Origin of the sequence: Bacillus cereus group sp. BceL062, from assembly GCF_051780025.1 — a bacterium.
Taxonomy (GTDB): Bacteria; Bacillota; Bacilli; order Bacillales; family Bacillaceae_G; genus Bacillus_A; species Bacillus_A toyonensis.
Genome location: NZ_JBPWGY010000002.1, coordinates 528,050 through 549,487, shown reverse-complemented (window position 1 = coordinate 549,487; position 21,438 = coordinate 528,050). Strand labels below are relative to the sequence as shown.

Here is a 21,438-nt window from a genome sequence, read left to right as displayed (position 1 = left end):
AGGAGTACCACATTTGAAAGTCAAATTCCAAAGCATAGTTTTATATATATTGCTTGTTATCCTACCAACGATAGTGATTGGTGCTACATTTTATTCCTATCATACGTATAAAATGAAGCAGGAAAACAAAACATCTGCTCATACGGTTCTCTTTTTATATAGAGACTATTTAGATCATCACCTTGGTGAAGCAATTTCTGCCTTAGAAATGCTTGCAAAAGTCGTAGGTACTGAGACTGGTAACATAAATGGGATTAAACAAATTGTGCATGATACAGATGGAAACGATGCGCGCTTTTCTGGTCTATATTACGTTACACCAGAAGGAATCATTACCATCGCATCAGAAAGCGAATCAAGACCTGTAGACGTCTCAGACCGCAAGTATATTCAAGACGCATTACAAACTAAGAAAACAACTGTATCATCCGTCATTACAGATCGCGTCCTTGGACATCAAGCTATTATAATCGCTTCCCCAATATTTAACAAACAGAAGGAACTCTCAGGCTTATTGTTAGCAAGTTTACGCTTTGACTACATTTCATCTTCTTTAAATGCTATTAAACCACAATACCATTTCGAAGTAACTGATAAACATGATGTAGTTTTTCTAACTGATGACAATAATGAAACAAGCGATGCGCATTCTAATATGCTCACTACCCCACTCCAAAGGTTAAATTGGAAGGTCTCTGTTTCTCCATTACCTATCCACAAGCAAACTTTATACCAATGGGTTGCAATAGAATGTATAGCTACTTTATTTTTAATGTCTATCTTATTTTTACTCGCTCAATATATGTTATTAAAACGGCAAACAAAACTGGAAAGACAACAAAATGAACTGCAAAAAATTGAATTGGTTGGAACTTTTGCAGCGAGTACAGCCCACGAAATCCGCAATCCTCTTACAGGAATTAAAGGACTCGTTGCGCTATTAAAAGAAAAATATAAAGATGAACAGGATCAGTTTTACTTTTCCATCATCGAACAAGAAATAGAGAGAATTAATGAAATTGTAAGTGAATTCCTTATTCTTGGAAAGCCAACTGCTATCATTGAACAAACATATGATGTGAGAACTATTCTAAATGAGGTAGCATTGATTATTCAATCTGAGGCGAATCTACATAACATTGTATTCCATCTACATTTGCCAGACCATCCTGTTCATATCCGTTGCTCAAAAGACCATATGAAACAAGTGGTTTTAAACATTACAAAAAATGCAATTGAAGCCATGACTTCTAGTGACACACTAACCATTGTCGTAACAGACAATGAAACACACGCACAATTGCAAATTATTGATACTGGAAAAGGTATTCCAAAACATATTCAAAAACACCTCTTTCATCCGTTCTTTACTAATAAAGATACTGGAACAGGTCTTGGACTTGTCATATGTAAACGAATTGTAGAGATGTACGATGGGCATATTTTTATTGACAGTAAAGAAAACGAAGGAACGACAGTTCATATCGAGATACCGTTACATACAGTATAATTATCCTTATCACAAAAGGGTAATTATACTTATTTCATAAAACCCGCCACAAGCATTCGCCAAAAATTATTCGATTTTCCTTCATATCCGATTTGGAAAATAGGTACCTTTATAATGGAAAACCATTTTGGTGTTTGTTTTTCTTTATAGCGCTGGTATTGTAAAATAAGCTTGTCCAATTCTTGACTAACTTGAATTGTTTCCCTACTAGTTAACCCGCTTGTTAATCCTAGTTGAATCATTTCTTCACGCTTCATATGAATATCACGTGAAAGCTTTTCTAATGTGTACTTCCTTTTTACAGTAAACATCCATATCCCCCTTATTATTCTTCCATGCTCTCAACTTCACTATTGACCTTTTACCTGCTTAATCATATTCAAATTTGAAGAATCAGAAAATTAAACATTTTCTCCCTGTAATTTACAAATCTTTACCCTCACTTTGAGAATTATTACAAATTATTCTATCTTTGTAAATACATTCGCAATAATAGACATTTTTTTCATCTTCTTTTTTTACAAATACCAATTAAATAGCGGTTTCTCTATTTAACATATACTTTTCTTCGACATTTTTTGTTTAATTTATATAAAAACGCAAAACATAATGATGATTGATAAAGTGAAACTTTAATCAGTGAGGGGTGTTCATCCCCCACTGATTATTAGCAATCACCAATCGGGCGTTTACGAGCAGTGGATCTCCCCCTAACTTCTTTGCTCCAGCCGAATTTTGAGGTGGGAATCTTACTGCCCGCAAATAGCGGGATAAAATAGAAAGGAAATATTTATATGCGCAAATATACGATTGCATTGCTCATTTTTACTATGTTCTTACCATCCTTCTTGTTTCCGATTCAAGCCAATGCCCATACAAATAAAGTAGCTATTGTCATTGACGACTTCGGAAATAATATGAAGGGAACTGATAAAATGTTATCACTTCCCATTCCACTGACTGTTGCTGTTATGCCTTTCCTTCCTTCTACAAAAGAAGATGCAATAGCAGCCCATAAAAAAGGCCATGAAGTTATTATACATATGCCAATGGAACCTATTAAAGGTAAAAAAGAATGGCTTGGACCAAAAGCACTTACAACTGATTTAAGCGATGAAGAAATAAACAACCGACTCGAACAAGCGATTAAAGAAGTACCGCATGCAATTGGAATGAACAATCATATGGGATCAAAAGTAACAGCTGACGAAAGAATTGTACGTCTTATACTTACAGCTTGTAAAAAACACGGTTTATTTTATTTAGATAGCAAAACAAACCCTAATAGTGTCGTCCCACAAATCGGAAAAGAATTAGGGGTGCCTATTATTGAAAACCAACTATTTTTTGATGATGTTTATACAGCAGGACATATTTCAAAACAAGCTCAATTACTTATCAAAAAAATTCAAGAAAAACCAATTATGGTAGCTATCGGACACGTTGGGCCTCCAGGTGAAATTACATCACGTGTTATAGAAACCTCTATTCCCAAAATTCGCGAGCATGCAGACTTTATTTTTTTGTCTGATTTAGCATTATCTCCACCTGCTGTTTCAAAATAAAGTGAAACTTTAATTAGTGGGGCATTCACCACTAATTATTAGCCCTCACCAATCGGGCGTTTACGGGCGGCGGTGCTCCCAAAAATAGTGGGAGACAATTCATCACTTACACGAAAAAAAGGTACCACTCTACATATAGCAGATTGGTACCTTTCCTTTTCACTTAAATATAATCTACATGACTCACTCTGAATCCTTTTTTTTCTATTTTTTCGATTAATTTCTTTAATCTTTTTTCATCTAACTCATCTGATATATTTACGATAATACGGCGAATATATTGATCACCGTTATCTAGCGTAAACAACCCACCGATATTATATGCTTTTAACAATGTCCCAAGCTCTTTAATCGTTCCCTTACAATCTTGTGTTGCAATTGTTAATATATAACCACCCGTCCGCATACCGAATGAGTCTTCAATAACATCAAATACATTGGAATGTGTTAAGATACCAACAAATTCATTATAATCATTTAGCACCGCTAAAAATGGGAGACGACGAATCACATAAAAAGCTCTGAAGAAAGAATCCTTTTCAAAAATAAATGCAGAGGAATTTTCTAACATATCTCCTGCACTTACATGCTCTAATCCGCTATTGCACTTCTTTTCTAATAAATCTACTTTATAAATAATCCCCATGAATAGCTTCTCATCTTCTGCTAATACAGGGATTGCTCGAAATCCCGTTTCATTCATAATTTGTAATGCTTTTTCACCAGTATCATTTATCTTGCAATAAGTCACCTGCTGTTTTGGCAGAAAATGATATTTAACTCGCAAAATATGTTCCTCCTTACATGTCAACATGTAATCTATATATAATAAGGAGACCTATATTTTATGAGTAAAATTATTATTAAAACGCTTTCATTTATTTATGGAATTGTAACAACATCGCAAACATTTTTATATAACAGAGCTCTTCGCACCTTTTATCATTAACAACTTTACATGATAGTTCATTAAATATTCTATACCCTCTAGCCATTTTTTCGCTTCTTCTGGCGTTTTCCCCCACACAATCATGCCGTAATTATGAACGAGAACTACTCCTCCACCTTCAATAAAATTCGGAACATTACTTTCTAACAAATCAGCAAATTTCTTTTCATCTTCTACAATTGGAATTGTCATTTCTGTTATACCTTCTTTTCCAAAAACACGTTCCACGCTACGTTTATCGAATGTTACTTCTCTTTCTTCTCCGTATAACTCTGATATTAAATGGCTATCTACAGTCTGTACTTGTAAAATACATTCCGCACTGCTTTTTTTATAAATATCCGCATGCATAAATGACTCTACCGCTGGTTTTTCCTCGTTTTCAAACACTGGCTCACACATGCAATTGACAACAATAAAATCCTCTTCTGAAAACAATCCTTTATCTCTTCCCTCAACATTCACTAAAAATGTTAATGGCTCTTTTGACGTACATAACGATAAACTAATTTTTGTACCATAAAACCAATCACGAAGTGCCAATTCAGATTTCACATCTTTTAATTCATTCCATTTCTTCAGAAAAAATAACATTTCGTCACCCCCGTCGTAATATTTATATAATGTTCGAATCCTTTCTATGTAAAAGGAGTATTTTTTGATTATTCTAAAAATTTAATTGAATTATCACATGAGAATGCTTTTTTGTCAATATGATTTCAACGCTCATCGTAAAAATAGGCTACTCACATACCAATCCCGCCGTCCATGTCCTACTTCATTTTACAATAAAAAATACGTTATTCTTCTAATGAAAGAATAACGTATTTTTCTCATTTGCTTTAAGTTCGTAAAGAATGACGGATCTTTTATCTTCGCATTCGCAACTGTTAAAAATTTAAAATGCGGCATATATTTCAATGTACGATAATCAATAATCTCATTCGTATTTAAAAATAAGTCCTTTACTTGCAATAACTCTTCTTTCGTAATTGGTGTATTTAAATCTTTTCTATTACATACCTTTTTATTAACAAATTCTCTTAATTATTTATCTGTTATCATATTTTGGCTATCCACTTGATTCTTTGTTTCCGTATGGCATGAATTAGAGTTATCATCTGCTTTCTCTGTTTCTTTGTCGCCTAATGTTACTATTACTAGCACCTTAATATAATTTTTTCAAAATAAAATTCCCTTATATTGATAACTGCAATATTACATGTAAAATATGTGTCTAGCGATACACAATAAAAATCCCTTTATTCAAAGGGATTTTTTACCTATCGTATGAAGAATTTCACTTTTTTCTTTCTCATTAATAAAACCAATTTTTTGTAAAATATTTGCATACAATACAAGTTTATTATATATGCGTTCTGACATATTCTCCCTTCTTTCCTTCAGCCAACTTTTTTTATATTGGTAAATTATATGAAGGAAATGAGAAAATGTGTCCACTTTTTGCATGAATGCAAACCTTTTATTTCATTACTGCTTTCACTTTATTTAACACACTGTCCATTGAATATTATGCTTCTTAACTTCTTCTTCAAAACTATATGGCATTTTCTTATCACAAATAACATGTTGAATACGAGAAAATCCTGCTATTCTATAATTCCCTTTTACGCCTACTTTTGTATGGTCGCATAAAATATATGTTTTCTCAGCTAATTTCATCATCGCTTCCGACAGTTTTGCTTTTTCTAATTCAAAACTGGAAACGCCAAAACTAGGTAATAACCCATCAATCGAAACAAACGCTTTATGAAAATGAAATTGATGAATCACTTGCTGAGAAATAGATCCTGATACACGCGAATGCTTTGGGGATACTTTTCCACCAATAAATAAAACTTCACCGTGAAACATCTTTTTATTAATAGAAGAGATTAATTGTGTCGCTACTGGAAAAGAACTCGTAACAATCGTTAAATTTTTTCGATGAACAAGATATGGAACCATCTGAAGTGGTGTACTTCCGTCATCAATTGCAATAACATCACCATCTTCTACAAATGTTGCTGCTTTATAACCAATTCTTTTCTTCTCTTCTATATGTAGCATTTCTCTTTCTAACATCGGCGCCTCTATCCCGGCACCTGGAAGTTGAACAGCTCCACCATACACTTTCTTCAACTTTTTTTCACGATCTAACTCTTCTAAATATCGACGAATTGTTTCTGTTGATACAGCGAATTCTCTCGCTAATTCTGAAACCTTTACTTTTCCTTTAAACTCTACTTTTTCAAGAATAGTCCGCTTTCTTTCTTCTCCTACTACAGACATAGCTTCACCCCATTTGTATCTACCTCATAAAGTTCCTTGCTTATACAAAATTATAATTTTCTTTTTCAGTGAAAACCTCTTCATGAATATAAATGCCGCGCTTTTCTAGTTCATCAAAAACAAGTTGTGGATTTTCGAAAGCTTCTTCAGGCGTAACAACACCCATTTTATTTACATTCCCATTTGCAATTAACTCGGTAGCAATTCCAAATGGAATACCGACGTTTCTCGTATAAGCTCTTAAATTTTCCCATCCTACAATAGATCCATCAGATAACGGATGTGTATGATATAATACATGTCTCTGTTTCTCATTGTTTTTCATACCTACTACTTCTACATGAAGTGCATAACCGTATACTTCCGTCTCTTGACCTTCTTTCGATTGTAATAAATACTGCGAAATACAATCCATAATGCCAATTTCTTTCCCGTTTATTTCAATTTGATCATTACGCAATATGCCGTAATCATATAAAGCACGTACGAGCTGCATATTTTTCTTTGGCCAAGTTCCTCTCGTCTCTATCAGTTTGACACCTTTATTTTCTAGTGCCTTTGCTAACGTAATCGTTTCAGAATGCGGAATGATATACTGCATTGTTTTACCATAAGGCGCTGGCAATTCAATTTCTCTTGGTCGCGCAAAAGGAGGTACTTGCTTAAACTTACCATCTTCATATACTGTACGCGATGGTAAATTTGGATCATATTCATATGTCGTTGTTTCTGTAATTGATGCAGAAAAAGCAATTGGACGATACGAACCGTGACTTACACGAACAGACTCTACAGTATCTAGCTGCTTTGCTGCATGCATGGCCATCATTTGCGTTACACCTGGTGTCATACCAAATCCGGGTAAACATGTTTTTTCATTTTGAACAAATATAGCATGTGATTCATTTTCTTCACCAAATCCATTCAAATTCACACCGTGACACCCAGCTTCCGCAATACAACGAGTAGACAATCCATTTAACTTTATCGTCGTACCATCCATTACAATGTCATAGCCTTTCATTTTTGCAACTGTATCCTCATGATTTGTCACATCGACTTTCACAAAATCAACACGAGGATCGTTGAGCCATTCTACTACTTTACGGCCTTCTTCTTCGTTAAAATCGGCTACTGTAATCGTCTCAAAAGATGAAAATTGAACTAAATCCAAAATCGCTTCACGACAAATTTTACCTGCTCCACCTAAGCAAAATACTTTCAACCTATAACAACTCCTTTGGCGATACTATCAACTAAACGATTTATATCTTCCTCATGTACATCACCGATATTTCCAATACGGAACGTATCTACTTTCGAAATTTTCCCTGGATAAATTACAAATCCATACTTCTTTAACTCGTTATATAACTCCTGAAATTCAAATCCCTCTGGGTAAATAAACGATGTAATAATAGGAGATTGATATTTTTCATCTACTAATGACTTAAATCCAATTTCTTTCATTCTGTTGACCAATAATTTTTGATTGTTATAATATCGATTGCAACGTGCTCTTACTCCGCCCTCTTTTTCTAGTTCAAGCAAGGCTTGATAAAAAGCGTGTACAACATGCGTAGGTGAAGTAAAACGCCATTTTCCATTTTGCTCTTCCATCGTTTCCCATTGATCATATAAATCAAGAGATAAAGAGCGTGCTTGCCCTTTACACTTTAGTAATTCCTCACGATTTGCGATAACAAAACCAAATCCAGGAACACCTTGAATACATTTATTCGCACTACTAATTAAAAAATCAATTTGCAAATCAGCAATGTCTATTTCAATCCCGCCGAAACTACTCATTGCATCAACAATTGTAACCTTCTCGTATCGCTTTCCTAATTTACATACATCTACAATTGGATTAATAATACCTGTAGTTGTTTCACAATGAACTACTGCAATATGAGTAATCTCTTTATCTTCTTGCAATAACTTTTCTACTTCTGCAATATTAGTAGGTTCCCACTCTTCTGTTTGACTCACGACCACATTTATATGTAACATCTCTGCCATTTGCACAATCCTCTTACCGTATGCACCATTTGTACAAACAAGAAGCTTTCCATTTTTAGGAACGACAGAACCAATCACTGCTTCAACTGAAAACGTACCGCTTCCTTGCATTAAAACCGTTGTATATTTCTCTTCTTCTTTCGTTGCTAACGATACAAGTTTAGCTCTTACATCTTGCACCATTGTGTTATATTCAACATCCCATGTACACCAATCGTATAGCATAACTTCTTTTACCGTTTTTGTTGTCGTCAATGGTCCTGGCGTTAATAATAAGTAGTGATTTCCATTCATGATCCTTTGCCCCTTTTATGAAATAATAAGTTCTTGTTTCTCGATATGTTCAATTACGTTCTCGAGTTCTTGCATCGTTTCAATCGTAAAATGAGCTCCGTTTTCAACGAAACGATTACGAACTATTTCCATCTTTTCATGAAGTTCTACCGGATCCATAGTTTCAACTTCCCACTCGCTTAAGCCGAGCTCGCTACTACCGAGAATTACGCCAACAGTCCACATCCCAGCATTTCTGCCCTCGTTCATATCTGACACCGTGTCTCCCACTTTTATCATATGATTCATCGGATACACACCAAGTTCCATCGCATTTTTATAGCACATCCACGGGTACGGACGACCTGCTGGAACATCATCTGGCGTCACAAGAAAATCAGGTTTATACCCTTGTAGTTTTGCTTCTTTTGCAACAATATCCATCATTTCTCTCGTATAACCAGTTGTTGAGCCAATTTTAATGCCTCTTTTACGTAATGAAGCCATCACTTCTCTTATCCCATCAATTGGCGTGGCATAGTTTGGCAGAATAGCAAAGAGAATTTCTTCAAATTCTTTATACATCTCATGAATGTCTGCTTCTGTTGGTAATTGTCCGAAAACACGCTTCCACTCATTCGCAATACGAGGCATTTCTGTTAGTGCTCTTACATGATCTATTTTTAATAATCCCATTGGCTTACGTGCTTCTTCTGCTGTAACTTCAACACCACGTTCATGAAAAATTTCCATAAATACTTCCAGTGGTGCAAAACATCCGTAATCAACTGTCGTACCTGCCCAATCAAAAATAACTGCTTCTATTTTCATTCTATCCATCACCCTTCTTATTTATCTCGCTGTTCGCCAGGCAGTAAGACTCCCCCTCGCAAAGAAGTTAGGCGGGAATCATGCTGCCTTAAAAGTCCGATTGGTTCAACTATTAATCAGCGGGGGATGCCCCCCCACTGATTAAAGTTTCACTTTATCTTTGTTGCCATTTTGACGTTCGGTTACGAAGTGCTTTCGTTCCCCATTCATATACAACTCTTACTACAATATTAGTAACAACAACAAGTACACTCATCGCAGCTGCTGGTGCCACATTTCCTGCATCATCCATATTTACAATTGACACAGCAGCTAGTTTAAAATCAGCTGCGTATAGGAATACAACTGCCGAGACAGTCACCATGGAATTTACGAAATAGTACATTACCATTTCTAAAATGGCTGGTAGACACATCGGTACCGTAACTCGAAAGAATGTTTTATAAAACGGGATCCCCATCGACTGTGAAACTAGTTCAAACTCTCGATCTAATTTCTTTAAAGCTGTCGTTGCCGTAACAAATGTTACAGAATAAAAATGAATGATATTAACTAGTACTAACACAGCAATTGTTCCGTATAGAGAATGAAACGGGTTCGTTACGGAAAGTCCAAATATTTGTATTGTTGGTTGACTAAAGAAAAAAACGTAGCCTAACCCAAGTACTAAACCTGGTATTGCTAAAGGTACGATAGAGAAAAAGTAACCTGTTTTTCGGAAAAATTGTAGCTGGTCTATTTTCTCAATTGCATACGCGAACACAAATGTTAAAATTGCCCCAATAACCGCTGTAACCGCTGAAACAATTACACTATTTTTAAACGCTTCAAGTCCATCTCCCGTTAAACTTGAAAAATTAAAATGCTCAAATGTAAAACTCATATTATACGGCCATACTTTTACACTTGCAGCAATACCAACTGCAACGAATAAAAGAATAATCATAAGCGTTATTACGCTACAATATGCGAACGAAATAACATCTCTTTTCTTATTATTTATTATTCTGTAAGGTACTGCTTTTGAAGATAAAAAATTCGCCTGTTTTCTTTGCGTAATACGATCAACTGCAAAAGCAAAGATAGCTGGGATTAATAAAATCATTCCGACAGTTGCCCCCATTGGCATATTTTGCTGTCCAATTACTTGTTTATATACGTCAGTAGCAAGCACATTATATTGTCCTCCTACAATTTTTGGCGCCCCAAAATCAGTGAAACTAAGTGTAAATACAACGAACATTGCACTAATTAATCCGTACTTTACACTAGGTAAAGTAACAGTAAGAAACTGCTTTGTTTTACTCGCTCCTAACATATTAGAAGCTTCATATAAACGATAGTCAGATCCTTGAAAAGCAATTAATAAAATAAGGAATGCTTGCGGAAATGTATACATAACTTCAGCTATTATAATTCCTACTGGTCCATATAAAGGGATTTGTATACCTTCAAATAAACCAAACATTCCTTTCGTTACTAGCCCTTGATTACCAAATAAATATGTAAGTGCTATACCGTGCATCATCGTTGGTGCGAACAATGGTAATAACGCTACATACTGAAATACGCGCTTTCCAAAAACATTCGTACGGGCAATTGCATATGCATAAACGAATGCGATTGCAACTGAAATAATTGTTGTTGCGCCCGAAATCCATACTGTATTTTGTAAAGACTGAACTAAAGTTGGTGTTGTGAAATATTTACTGAAATTCGCAACACCAACGAAAGCTCCATCTTTATCGTAAAAGGCTTGTGTAAACAATTGTAATAAAGGCAATACAAGTATGATAAGAAATGAAAGAAGCATACCGATAATTACTAGTCTCTGTATCCACTCTTCTTTACCGATACGTCTCTTAATCTTTTTTTTCGTATTTTCTACCTGATAATTTTCTAACATCTCCATCTATACAATGACCTTCTTTCCATATGACAACATATGATTTTCTGAGAAAGAGATTTGAATTTGCTTTCCTTTCCTAATAGAAGTTGCTTCTACTTCTGATGCCAATATATCCACTACGATTTTCTCGTTATAAAGGTGTGTTTTCTCTTCTATGACCCGCACTTCCGTCCGGTATACAGCCCCCCGGAATTCCATGCTTTCTACAACAGTTTTCATACCATTATTGTGCACAACTGTTACATGTTCAGGACGAATTGCATGTTCTTCATTATTTTTCGAAAAGAAATTAATAGAACCAATAAAATCTGCCACAAACGGATTGGCTGGTCTTTGGTAAATCTCCTCTGGTGTTCCAATCTGCATAATTTCCGCATGATTCATTACAACAATTTTATCAGCCATCGTTAATGCCTCTTCTTGATCATGCGTTACCATAATAGTTGTTACTCCGACTTTTTCTTGCAAATCACGCATTTCTCTACGCAACTTTTCACGCACTTTTGCATCTAAAGCAGATAACGGCTCATCTAGTAACAAAATATCGGGAGACAGAGCGAGCGCACGTGCAAGTGCTACTCGCTGCTGTTGTCCACCAGATATTTGAGCAGGATATTTATCTTTTACATTCAGTAAGTCAACAAGTTCTAACGCCAATAGCGCTTTCTCTTTTACTTCTGTTTTTCCATATTTTTTTGTCTTTAAGCCGTATTCAATGTTTTCAAGCGCCGTTAAATTCGGAAATAATGCATACGATTGAAAAACCATTCCGAAATTCCGCTTACCAGGCGGCAATGCTGTAATATCTTTCCCATTCACAGCTATACTACCTGTTGTCGCTTCTTCTAACCCTGCTAAAATGCGAAGCAACGTCGTTTTCCCACAACCACTCGGGCCTAATAAACAAACAAACTCATTTTTTTTCACTGTAAAAGAAATATCTTTTAACGCTGTAAATGCATCAAACTGTTTTTGAATGTGTTGAATTGATAAATATTCGCTCATTTTTCTCTCTCCCACTCACTTACTTTTTCGGTTCTGTTTTTTGACCAAACTCTTTTTCCCAACGCTCTAAAATTTTGTCGCGATTTTCTGCTGCCCATTTAAAGTCATTCTTTTTGTATAACTTTTCTGTCACATCTTTCGGGAATCCATCTGGAAGTTTATAGTCATTTTTAATTGTCGCAAATCCATTTTTCTCGAAGTATAACTTCATTACATCATCTGTAATTGCCCAGTCTAAAAACGCTTGTGCTAATTTATCATTTTTCGCATTATCTTTCTTAATAAGTGCGTTCGCTTCTACTTCCCAGCCTAGTCCTTCTTTCGGCAGTACAACTTCAACTGGTGCACCTTTTTGTTTCTCTTTTAAAGCGCTATAAACCATTGACACACCAACTGGATATTCACCTGCACCTGCTAATTTCGCTGGTTTTGAACCGGAATGCGTATAAGATGCCATATTATCATGAAGTTTTTTCATGTAATCCCAGCCCTTATCTTCACCCATAATTTGCAACCATGCAGAAACTGTTAAAAATCCTGTTCCAGAAGAAGCTGGATGTGGCATAACAAGTGTTCCTTTATATTCTGGTTTCGTTAAATCTTCATATGATTCCGGCATCGGTAAATTTTTCTTCTTTAATTCTTCTTTATTTACAGCAATCCCCGTCATAAACGCAGTATTACCTACCCATTTTTCAGGTTTCTTATCATCTTTAAATTGCGGAAGGACACGATCCGCTCCTTTTGGAGAGTATTCTTTTAACATATCTTTTTTCTCTAAAGCTAATAGACTAGACGCCGCAGTTCCCCACACAACATCTGCTTGTGTATTTTTTCCTTCAGCTAGCAATTTCGCTGTAATAACTCCTGTTGAATCACGAACAATGTTCAACTTCACATCCGGGTATTTCTTTTTGAAAGAATCAAGATAAATCGGTACAAGCTCTTCTTCAATCGCTGTGTAAACAGTTAACGATCCAGATAATTTATCATCTTTCACTTTTGCTCCAGCACTTTCTTCTTTCTTTGCACCACACCCCATTAATAACGAAAATACCATTCCAGTTGCTACAGCTTTAAAGATTGTTTTTTTCACTGTCTCTCTCTCCTTTTACAAATCTTATGTACAACTCAAATATAAACAATTAGTGTAAAAGCAGTATTAAACCAACATTAATCTTTTGTTTGTTGTTTGTTTTTGTGTAATACGTTGCTACTTCTATGTTTTTTCACATTTTTCTGCTAATAGAAAATGTGAAATTTACAAACAATTAAAAAAACCTTTATAATCCCACAAAAAAATGAGACGTTTGTAAAAAACGCCTCATTTTTGTTTACCTTTTTTTGAATTTCGATTTGCATACTTTGCACTGTTTTCTCCTTCATACTCTAATGCAAATTCTGCATCTGGTAAGCTTTCTTTCGGAGTTTTATTATTGTTAATTGCCGCATTTTGTTTCACTTTTCTTTTTACCAATACGTTCACCTGCTCTCAAGAAATTACTTTCTACTCTAGTTTGGAGCAATCTGAAATAACTATTACTGGCAAGTGTTAACAAGTACATAAGAGCTTATAGATGGAAATACTACATACGAACAAACCATTACAAAAAGGAGCGATTACTTTGAAAGAGAAAGAAACAATCCAATCGCCAATTTTAGACGAGACGCTCCCTCATCAAATGAACTTCCCTTCTTTTAAAGGAACAGGAAAAAAGATGCAACAACCTTTTGTAAATCAATATGATGTTGTAATTGGAGACAGTAAATACAATTCCGAGAACAACCCCTTAAACAATTGGAGTGATGAGGTAGACCCTGCCATTATGGCTGGGGATGAATGGATCCATCCTACAAATGATATCGGGTGGATTGCAGAAGAAAATCAAGAATTACTTAAAAAAGAAGTTGATAATAAAAATGACGCTTTTATGCATCCCCAATTCGGAATTAACGATTAAAAAAACCATTCTACCTAATGCAGGTAGAATGGCTTCATACTATCCAATAATAATTCTTTCTTTCGGATATTTATAGCGAGGTGGTTGTTCTCTTCCACCACTAGCTAATATAAATGTTAAAATACCGACGCGTCCGATAAACATGAGTACAATAAGTACAAGTTTACCAACAGTTGTTAAATCTGGCGTAATACCTGTCGATAAACCTGTCGTCCCGAAAGCAGAACAAACTTCAACGATCAAACTCATAAGCGGTACATTTTCCGTAATGGATAAAATAAATAGTGCCGTGGCACATAATAATATTCCCATTGTCATAACGACAGATGCTTTTAATACATCCTCTTCATGTAGCTGTCTTTTAAAGACTCGAACCGTTCTACCGCCCCTTGCAAATGTATATAACGATAATATACTAACCGCAAATGTTGTCGTACGTATCCCGCCCCCAACCGAACTTGGAGATGCTCCAATAAACATTAATATACTCATAAATAAAAGCGTTGGTTGTGACAATTCACGTATATCCATTGTAGCGAGTCCACCGCTTCGCGTTGTCACAGATTGGAATAACGTATAGAAAACCGTTTCATGCCATGACTTTCCTACTAAAAAATGATTTCGTTCTAGTAAAAAAATCATGATGGTTCCAACAACAACAAGTGCAAAAAATGTTGTTGTCGTCAATTTTGTAAATAACGAAAAACGAAAAAGTTGTTCTCTCTTCTTACTAAGAAATTGCTTCACTTCCATTAACACAGGGAAGCCAATCGCTCCTAAAATAATGAGTAACATATGAATCATTTGAACGATATAATCTTTTTTGTACGGGATTAGCGATTGTCCTGTTAAATCGAATCCACCGTTCGTCGTTGCACTAACAGCGGCAAAGAAACCGTGAAAATAAGCTTCTTGCCAAGTCGGAAAGTACAGTAAAAACCTTGTACCTAACAGGATCGCTCCAATGATTTCTATCGAAATAATTACAATTAAAATAGAACGCATTAATTCTACAAGACCCGATAAATTTCCTTGATTATGGTCTGCCATAATTAATCTTCTTCGCTGCAAACCAATCTTTTTACCCGTTATAATCCAAACGAATGTGCCAAGTGCCATGATGCCTAATCCGCCTAATTGTAAAATTAGAGCTAATACAATAATTCCTGCTGTTGTAAACGTATCTGAAATCGTAACAACTGAAAGTCCTGTAACACTTACCGCACTAACAGATGTAAATAGGGCATCGATAAATGTCCATTTCACATCAGCCTTCGTAACAAACGGTAAACTAAGTAATATTACCGATACGACTACTGCTAATAAATAAAACAAAACAATAAGTTGTACGGGACGTAATTTTTGTAAAAACTTTTTTATATCTCTCATTCCATCACTTCGCTACCTTTTTTCTATCGATTAAATAAAGAAAAATCATTACTTTCTTTATTTGTAAATAACTGCTGAAATAGTTTTGCAAATACCATTCCGTATACAGTTCCATTTCCCCCATATGGCAGTGCGTAATATAAATTATGTATCTTTTTATCTTCTTTTAAAATAGGAAGACCATCATGACTACCACCAAATGCTGCTGCCCAATAGTACTCTGCCTGTATATTATTAAATTGCGGGAACATTTCTTTTACAATATTAATAAGGATATCACGCTTATGCAATAATTTCGAATCGCCGATATTTTGAATTTTCAGCACCTCATCTAACCCGCCTACAATAATGCGGTTTTGATACGTTCGAAAATATAGGTAAGGCCGTGCCGTTTCCCAAATTAATGATTGCTCATGCCAACCTTCGAACTGATCTATCTTATTTGTAACAACTGCATAAGACGTTTCTACTATTGTATTTTTTTCTTTCTTTCCAAAAAGCGCTTCATAACCTGTCGCCATAATAATATTCTTTGCTGCTATTTTATTTCCTGTCTTCGTGTAACAAATTAGATCATTTTGCATTCGTTTAATATGTATTGCCTCTGTATGTTCATATATACTAGCACCCATTTGCTTTGCTTTATGCACAAGACTATGTGCTAACAAATATGGATTCACTTCTGCGTCACCGCTTGTATATAATGCTGCTTGTTTTGCAAATGAATAACGTTTCTTAATATCAGACTCTGTAAAATATTCAACCGGAAATTCATAATAGCGTAACGTATTATATTCTTCTTGTAAAAATGAAATATCCTCATCTCTACTCGCATAATACAAACTATTTCGCGGAATAAAATGGGGATTAATATCGAGAGTCGGTACAATCTTCTCCATTGTTCTAAGGGCTTCATAACAAAGCCTATATGCTCGTACCCCTTTTACTTTCCCAAATGTATGAATAAGAGAGGTTAACGATTTATCATGAAGAAATTGTAATAAACCTGTATTGGCAGCTGTGCTACCACATGCAATTGCTCTTTTTTCAATGAGCGTAACACGCATTCCTATCTTCGCTAATGAATACGCTATATGAGCACCCGCTTCGCCACTTCCGACTACGAGCACATCACATATCATATCATTTTCTAACGTTGGATAACAAGGTACAGAAACTCCTCTATTCCAAAACAACTTACCAGTCATAAGCTTCATAATTATACTCCTAAAATGTAAATTTCTCCTTTCTATGTTTTGTTATTTTCCATAAAAAAATCCAACTAACACAACGCTAGTTGGATTTTTTATTTTTAATTGGAACGCTCTTCAAGCCAATTTCCAATCGTCGGATATGTTTGTTTTACAGCTGTTCCACCGTAAACGATAGACATATGCCCTGTTGGTAAACATACATATTGTTTATCTGTGCTAGAAATATGATCTAGTAAAGCTTCCACTTGACATGGCAGAGCGATATGATCACGTTTCCCGGAAATATTTAAGACATTCGCCTTAATATTTGCAAGGTCTACCTTTTGTCCACGAATAACGAGTTCACCTTTAACCAATTTATTATTTTGATAAAAATCACGAATCCACTGTCTGTATGATTCACCCGGGAACGGAATGCCATCGCCAACCCACTTTTGAACTAATTTCCAGCTTTCGACGAAGCGCTCATTTTCTGAACGATCAACTAAAGCAACGTATGGACCAACAAAATTCGTAATTGGTTTTAACATCTTATTTCCGAAATCAATCATTTCTGGCGGAATATTTCCGAATGTATCAACCGCCTTATCTAAATTGAAATATTTCTCATCTAATAAAGGACCATATAATCCTGTTTCAGAGAAATCGAAAGGACTTGTCATAAAAATTAAGTTACGAATTGGCATATGCGGATGAAGTGCCGCATAAATAGACGTTAGCGTTCCACCCATGCAGTAACCAAGTAAAGAAATCTCGTCCGATTTTGCAGTTCGCATTACTTTTTTCACTGCTTTTGCAATATAATCGAACACGAAATCATCAAATTTCAAATGACTATCTTCTAAACCAAATGTGCCCCAATCAAGCATATACACATCAAAACCACGATCTACTAAATATTCCACTAAACTATTTCCAGGAGTTAAATCCATAATATATGGCTTATTAATAAGAGCATATATTAATAAGATTGGGACTCTCTGTGTTTTTTCTTGTTTTGGAATGTAACGATAAAGCTTCGTTTTATTCTTCGTCCAAATAACCTCTTTCGGTGTTAAACCAACTTGTGGTTCTGGTTCGCGTAATAAAATTTCGCTCGCTCTTTTCACACGGCGATATGCTTTGCGATATTCTTCTGGGTACAACTCCAATTGCTTTTCCCATTCTGTTACGAATGTAGTCATTTTTCTATCTCCTTTTCGGTCGATTTCTTTCTAAAAAAAGAAGTGCATTCCTGATATGGATATGCACTTTTTTCTTACTTCATTACATGTATAATCCACCGTTAATGTTTAATTGCTGACCAGTGATATACGCACCGTCACGGCATAGGTATACTACACCTTTTGCAATTTCATCAGCTTGTCCAAAACGTTTTTTCGGGATTTTCGCAACGATTTTTTGACGCACTTCTTCTGGTACCTCTGCTACCATTTCAGTATCGATAAATCCTGGGCAAATTGCGTTTACAGTTACATTTGTTTTTGCAAGTTCTAACGCTAATGATTTTGTAAATCCTAGCATACCTGCTTTTGCTGCTGAGTAGTTTGTTTGTCCAAATCCACCAGCTTGACCAATAATAGAAGAAATACTAATGATTCTTCCTTCTTCTGCTTCCGATATGTATGGAAGTACCGCACTTGTCGTATTAAATACACTACTTAAGTTCACGTCAATTACGCGTTCCCAATCTTCACGATTTAATTTTTTGAATGTACGATCTCTTGTAATACCAGCATTATTAACAAGAATATCCACTTTACCAAAATGATTCACAGCTTCTTCTACAAGTCGGTTTGCATCTTCTACTTTAGAAACATCCGCTTGAACTGCATAAACGTCATGCCCTTCTTTTCCTAGTTCATTTACTAAGTTTTCAGCTGCTTCTTTACTGCTGTTATAGTTAATAACTACTTTTGCTCCCTCTTGTGCTAATGCTACTGTAATTGCTTTTCCAATTCCTTTTGCCCCACCTGTTACGATTGCTACTTTGCCATTTAATTGAACCATTTCTTTTCCCCCTTAAATGAATTTGTGAACGATTATTATGAATCATTTTGGTACTCATACTAATAGAGTCCATATATTAATTATGTTTCGTTGTTTATACGTGAAAAAGAGATTCTCCCTCTCTCTTTTACACGTTGTAAACAAACGCTATTATCATTTTTTATTTTCTGGCTTATTCGCCGGCTTTACTTCTTCTTTTACAGGTACTTGTAGTTTAGCTAGTACTGCATTTTGCTTTTCTAGCAATTCTAAAATTTGATCAACTTTCGCTTCTAACGTGCGAATATCTTGTTTTACTTTCGTAACATCACGCTTTAATGTAGGAGCTTGTCCTAACGAATCCACTTTCTCTTCTAGAACTTCCTCAATATTATCAACTTTATTTTCTAAGTTAATAACAAGCGTAGCTACTCTAGCGATATCCTCTTTCGTTGGCACGTTCACTTGTTCTAAATAACTTTTTGTCGTATCATTTAATGCTTTTTGATAAAACAAATTCAAGTCTAGAACGCTGCCCATCCAAGCAGAATATTCTTCTGTTTTAATTGTTTCATTGAGCGCTTTTCCCCAAAATGTTTCGGTTTGTTCATAAGCATTTTTCCATGCTTGCAATGGATCGAATTTTTGATCAATCACTTCGCCTACACTCCCTTTTTTGTTTTTGAAACAATTCAACCTATTCACTATTTTCTAATATTCTGAATAAAACTTCAAGTCTATATTTTATTTTTCTTTATTTTCCAACAAATGTATTGACATTAAAAACAGATAGGTGTAAATTGCACTTATAAGCAAAAAATTCCATCTAACTGATTCATGAGGTGATGCACAATCATGCTACATAATGAACCAGAACACCCAGAAAGTTTGGAAAAAAACCAAGCGAAACAACCAAACTCCATGCCAAAAAACTTCTTAGTTCCTTTCTTACTTCTCTGTCTAAAAGACTGGAGTCTTCATGGTTACAAACTCATTCAAATGCTAATGGACATCGGCTTTTCTTCTGTTGACCAAGGTAATGTTTATAGAACACTACGCAAGTTAGAAAAAGAAAACCTTATTTCTTCTACTTGGGATACAAGCGATGGAGGGCCAGCAAAAAGAATTTATTCTTTAACTGAATATGGAGAGCAATATTTATCAACATGTGCGACTTCTTTTGAACATTATCAAAATATGTTGCGGACGTTTTTCACGTTATACACCAATGCATTCTTTCCATTTTCTACTTCTCCAGAAAAGGATGAAAAGGATTCTTCATCTTCACCTGGTGGTACAGCAGAGTAATCTGCGTTCACAATATGCAAAAAAACATTTGGAGGTCAAACAATGGAAACTAAACCATACGAATTAGTCGATGCATTTTGGAAAAACTGGTCTCAATCTCTTTCCCTCTTCTCTTCAGCTGGGAAACAATTAGAGCAACTTACTTTAGAAACGTTAAAACAACAACAAGACGCTTTGCATAAATTAACATCGGGAGTAAATGAACTAGAAAAAGAACTACAACAATTCACAGCTCAGTTCAATAACCAATATACAGATTACGTGAAGCAATTAACTGGAAACTCCTTAAATGATCAAATTAACGAGTGGCAAGGGAAATGGAATGAGCTTTCTACTCAAATGCATCAACTTACTGTTTCTCCTACAAAAACATCTTTGTCTATTCTTACTCAAACTAGCGGTCAATTTGAAGAAACAACAAAACACTTTATAGAACAACAACAATCGCAACGCGAAGAGGTTCAAAAACAGTTAGAAGTTTTTTTGGGAGAGTTCAAGTCCAAACAACTAGAACTCGCAAAGCAGTTCGAGGAAAACTCAAAAAATCTATTTACTTCCATCAAGTAAGAAAAATGTGGCAACTAACTGCAGCACAAACAAAACTCTTTCTTCCTCCTACTACATCAAGATGGCTTACATTTTTCGATATGGAAAAGAAGGAGGACAAAATGAATCCATTCCAAGAAGCACAAACTGTTCCGGAGCTTCGTTATGATGAGATTCAAGTCGGTGATCAAGCATCTCTAACAAAAATAATTACGGATGAGGACGTTATCAATTTTGCAAAATTGACTGGAGATGTAAATCCTATTCATATTTTAGACTCTTTTGCAAAAACGACAATGTTTAAAGAACGTATTGCTCACGGTATGCTCGTTTCAAGTTTTATTTCTACCGTTCTTGGAACGAAACTCCCAGGAAAAAATACGATTTATTTATCCCAAAACGTTTCATTCCGTGCTCCTGTCAAAATCGGCGATACACTTCGTGTAGTGGCAGAAGTCATTAAAAAACGGGATGATAAAAAAATCATTACATTACAAACAAACATCTACAATCAATCCGATGATATTGTCGTGGAAGGTACAGCGACAATACTGAAAAAAGAGTAGCAATTTTGCTACTCTTTTTTCTATCCAAGAACTTCTAATCACACCGATTACTTCCGGGTATGAGTACATCGTTTCCACATAAAATAACATTACCAGTTTAGATAGTACT

Annotated in this window: 22 protein-coding genes and 1 pseudogene; 6 read left to right on the top strand and 17 right to left on the bottom strand. The window is 35.2% G+C overall.

The window, feature by feature from the left end; translation table 11 throughout:
- The first annotated feature begins 13 nt into the window (after positions 1-13).
- Positions 14-1,510, top strand: coding sequence for a DUF3149 domain-containing protein (locus ACS2MN_RS08005; RefSeq protein ID WP_087949129.1), 1,497 nt, complete (start codon positions 14-16; stop codon positions 1,508-1,510).
- A gap of 29 nt (positions 1,511-1,539) precedes the next feature.
- Here ACS2MN_RS08005 and ACS2MN_RS08000 read toward each other — a convergent pair whose 3' ends face one another.
- The gene (locus ACS2MN_RS08000) at positions 1,540-1,821 is read right to left on the bottom strand and encodes an aspartyl-phosphate phosphatase Spo0E family protein (RefSeq protein ID WP_000495542.1); all 282 of its coding nucleotides are present in this window, start codon (positions 1,819-1,821) and stop codon (positions 1,540-1,542) included.
- Positions 1,822-2,304: 483 nt separating this feature from the next.
- Here ACS2MN_RS08000 and ACS2MN_RS07995 point away from each other — a divergent pair, with 483 nt between their 5' ends.
- A complete protein-coding gene (locus ACS2MN_RS07995) occupies positions 2,305-3,075 on the top strand; it encodes a divergent polysaccharide deacetylase family protein (protein WP_001234113.1) in 771 nt (256 codons plus the stop codon).
- Between the two features lie 163 nt (positions 3,076-3,238).
- Here the strand turns inward: ACS2MN_RS07995 and cbpA are convergent, their stop codons facing one another.
- From cbpA to ACS2MN_RS07940, 11 genes and pseudogenes are all read right to left on the bottom strand, one after another.
- Entirely contained in the window at positions 3,239-3,862 is a 624-nt protein-coding gene (gene cbpA, locus ACS2MN_RS07990) for a cyclic di-AMP binding protein CbpA (RefSeq protein WP_001264225.1), read from the bottom strand.
- Between the two features lie 126 nt (positions 3,863-3,988).
- Positions 3,989-4,618 (bottom strand): class II aldolase/adducin family protein, encoded by a 630-nt coding sequence (locus tag ACS2MN_RS07985; protein WP_000896003.1) that lies wholly within the window; start codon positions 4,616-4,618, stop codon positions 3,989-3,991.
- Between the two features lie 231 nt (positions 4,619-4,849).
- Positions 4,850-5,176: pseudogene (locus ACS2MN_RS07980) on the bottom strand (NEAT domain-containing leucine-rich repeat protein); the annotation flags it as partial.
- Between the two features lie 357 nt (positions 5,177-5,533).
- Complete coding sequence (locus ACS2MN_RS07975; protein ID WP_000117656.1) at positions 5,534-6,316, bottom strand: DeoR/GlpR family DNA-binding transcription regulator; 783 nt, start codon at positions 6,314-6,316, stop codon at positions 5,534-5,536.
- A 40-nt stretch (positions 6,317-6,356) separates the two neighbouring features.
- Positions 6,357-7,541 (bottom strand): saccharopine dehydrogenase family protein, encoded by a 1,185-nt coding sequence (locus ACS2MN_RS07970; RefSeq protein WP_000862161.1) that lies wholly within the window; start codon positions 7,539-7,541, stop codon positions 6,357-6,359.
- A complete protein-coding gene (phnW, locus tag ACS2MN_RS07965) occupies positions 7,538-8,632 on the bottom strand; it encodes a 2-aminoethylphosphonate--pyruvate transaminase (protein ID WP_001014015.1) in 1,095 nt (364 codons plus the stop codon). The genes ACS2MN_RS07970 and phnW overlap by 4 nt, the downstream gene beginning before the upstream one ends.
- Before the next feature lie 15 nt (positions 8,633-8,647).
- Complete coding sequence (gene phnX, locus ACS2MN_RS07960) at positions 8,648-9,442, bottom strand: phosphonoacetaldehyde hydrolase (RefSeq protein WP_098710178.1); 795 nt, start codon at positions 9,440-9,442, stop codon at positions 8,648-8,650.
- Between the two features lie 154 nt (positions 9,443-9,596).
- Positions 9,597-11,354 carry a putative 2-aminoethylphosphonate ABC transporter permease subunit gene (locus ACS2MN_RS07955; RefSeq protein WP_142285951.1) on the bottom strand — a complete coding sequence of 586 codons (1,758 nt, stop codon included), beginning with the start codon at positions 11,352-11,354 and terminating at the stop codon, positions 9,597-9,599.
- Entirely contained in the window at positions 11,355-12,356 is a 1,002-nt protein-coding gene (locus ACS2MN_RS07950) for a putative 2-aminoethylphosphonate ABC transporter ATP-binding protein (RefSeq protein ID WP_098710177.1), read from the bottom strand.
- A 19-nt stretch (positions 12,357-12,375) separates the two neighbouring features.
- Entirely contained in the window at positions 12,376-13,452 is a 1,077-nt protein-coding gene (locus ACS2MN_RS07945) for a putative 2-aminoethylphosphonate ABC transporter substrate-binding protein (RefSeq protein ID WP_000750903.1), read from the bottom strand.
- Between the two features lie 228 nt (positions 13,453-13,680).
- A complete protein-coding gene (locus ACS2MN_RS07940; protein WP_000240799.1) occupies positions 13,681-13,833 on the bottom strand; it encodes a hypothetical protein in 153 nt (50 codons plus the stop codon).
- Between the two features lie 100 nt (positions 13,834-13,933).
- Between ACS2MN_RS07940 and ACS2MN_RS07935 the strand changes: the two genes are divergently transcribed.
- A complete protein-coding gene (locus ACS2MN_RS07935) occupies positions 13,934-14,317 on the top strand; it encodes a DUF3905 domain-containing protein (RefSeq protein ID WP_000404292.1) in 384 nt (127 codons plus the stop codon).
- Positions 14,318-14,356: 39 nt separating this feature from the next.
- Here ACS2MN_RS07935 and ACS2MN_RS07930 read toward each other — a convergent pair whose 3' ends face one another.
- From ACS2MN_RS07930 to phaR, 5 genes are all read right to left on the bottom strand, one after another.
- Complete coding sequence (locus ACS2MN_RS07930; protein ID WP_001204697.1) at positions 14,357-15,706, bottom strand: TrkH family potassium uptake protein; 1,350 nt, start codon at positions 15,704-15,706, stop codon at positions 14,357-14,359.
- A gap of 23 nt (positions 15,707-15,729) precedes the next feature.
- Positions 15,730-16,923 (bottom strand): NAD(P)/FAD-dependent oxidoreductase, encoded by a 1,194-nt coding sequence (locus ACS2MN_RS07925; protein WP_000772552.1) that lies wholly within the window; start codon positions 16,921-16,923, stop codon positions 15,730-15,732.
- Positions 16,924-17,018: 95 nt separating this feature from the next.
- Positions 17,019-18,104, bottom strand: coding sequence for a class III poly(R)-hydroxyalkanoic acid synthase subunit PhaC (gene phaC, locus ACS2MN_RS07920; protein WP_000206839.1), 1,086 nt, complete (start codon positions 18,102-18,104; stop codon positions 17,019-17,021).
- An 82-nt stretch (positions 18,105-18,186) separates the two neighbouring features.
- On the bottom strand, positions 18,187-18,930 hold the full coding sequence (locus tag ACS2MN_RS07915) for an acetoacetyl-CoA reductase (protein ID WP_000250411.1): 744 nt from the start codon (positions 18,928-18,930) through the stop codon (positions 18,187-18,189).
- Positions 18,931-19,083: 153 nt separating this feature from the next.
- Complete coding sequence (gene phaR / locus ACS2MN_RS07910) at positions 19,084-19,566, bottom strand: polyhydroxyalkanoic acid synthase subunit PhaR (RefSeq protein ID WP_000566959.1); 483 nt, start codon at positions 19,564-19,566, stop codon at positions 19,084-19,086.
- A gap of 198 nt (positions 19,567-19,764) precedes the next feature.
- Between phaR and phaQ the strand changes: the two genes are divergently transcribed.
- From phaQ to ACS2MN_RS07895, 3 genes are all read left to right on the top strand, one after another.
- Positions 19,765-20,217, top strand: a complete 453-nt coding sequence (phaQ, locus tag ACS2MN_RS07905; protein ID WP_000903016.1) for a poly-beta-hydroxybutyrate-responsive repressor — start codon at positions 19,765-19,767, stop codon at positions 20,215-20,217.
- A 42-nt stretch (positions 20,218-20,259) separates the two neighbouring features.
- Positions 20,260-20,784 (top strand): polyhydroxyalkanoic acid inclusion protein PhaP, encoded by a 525-nt coding sequence (gene phaP, locus ACS2MN_RS07900; protein ID WP_000448600.1) that lies wholly within the window; start codon positions 20,260-20,262, stop codon positions 20,782-20,784.
- A gap of 101 nt (positions 20,785-20,885) precedes the next feature.
- On the top strand, positions 20,886-21,329 hold the full coding sequence (locus tag ACS2MN_RS07895) for a MaoC family dehydratase (RefSeq protein WP_103592423.1): 444 nt from the start codon (positions 20,886-20,888) through the stop codon (positions 21,327-21,329).
- Positions 21,330-21,438 lie beyond the last annotated feature (109 nt).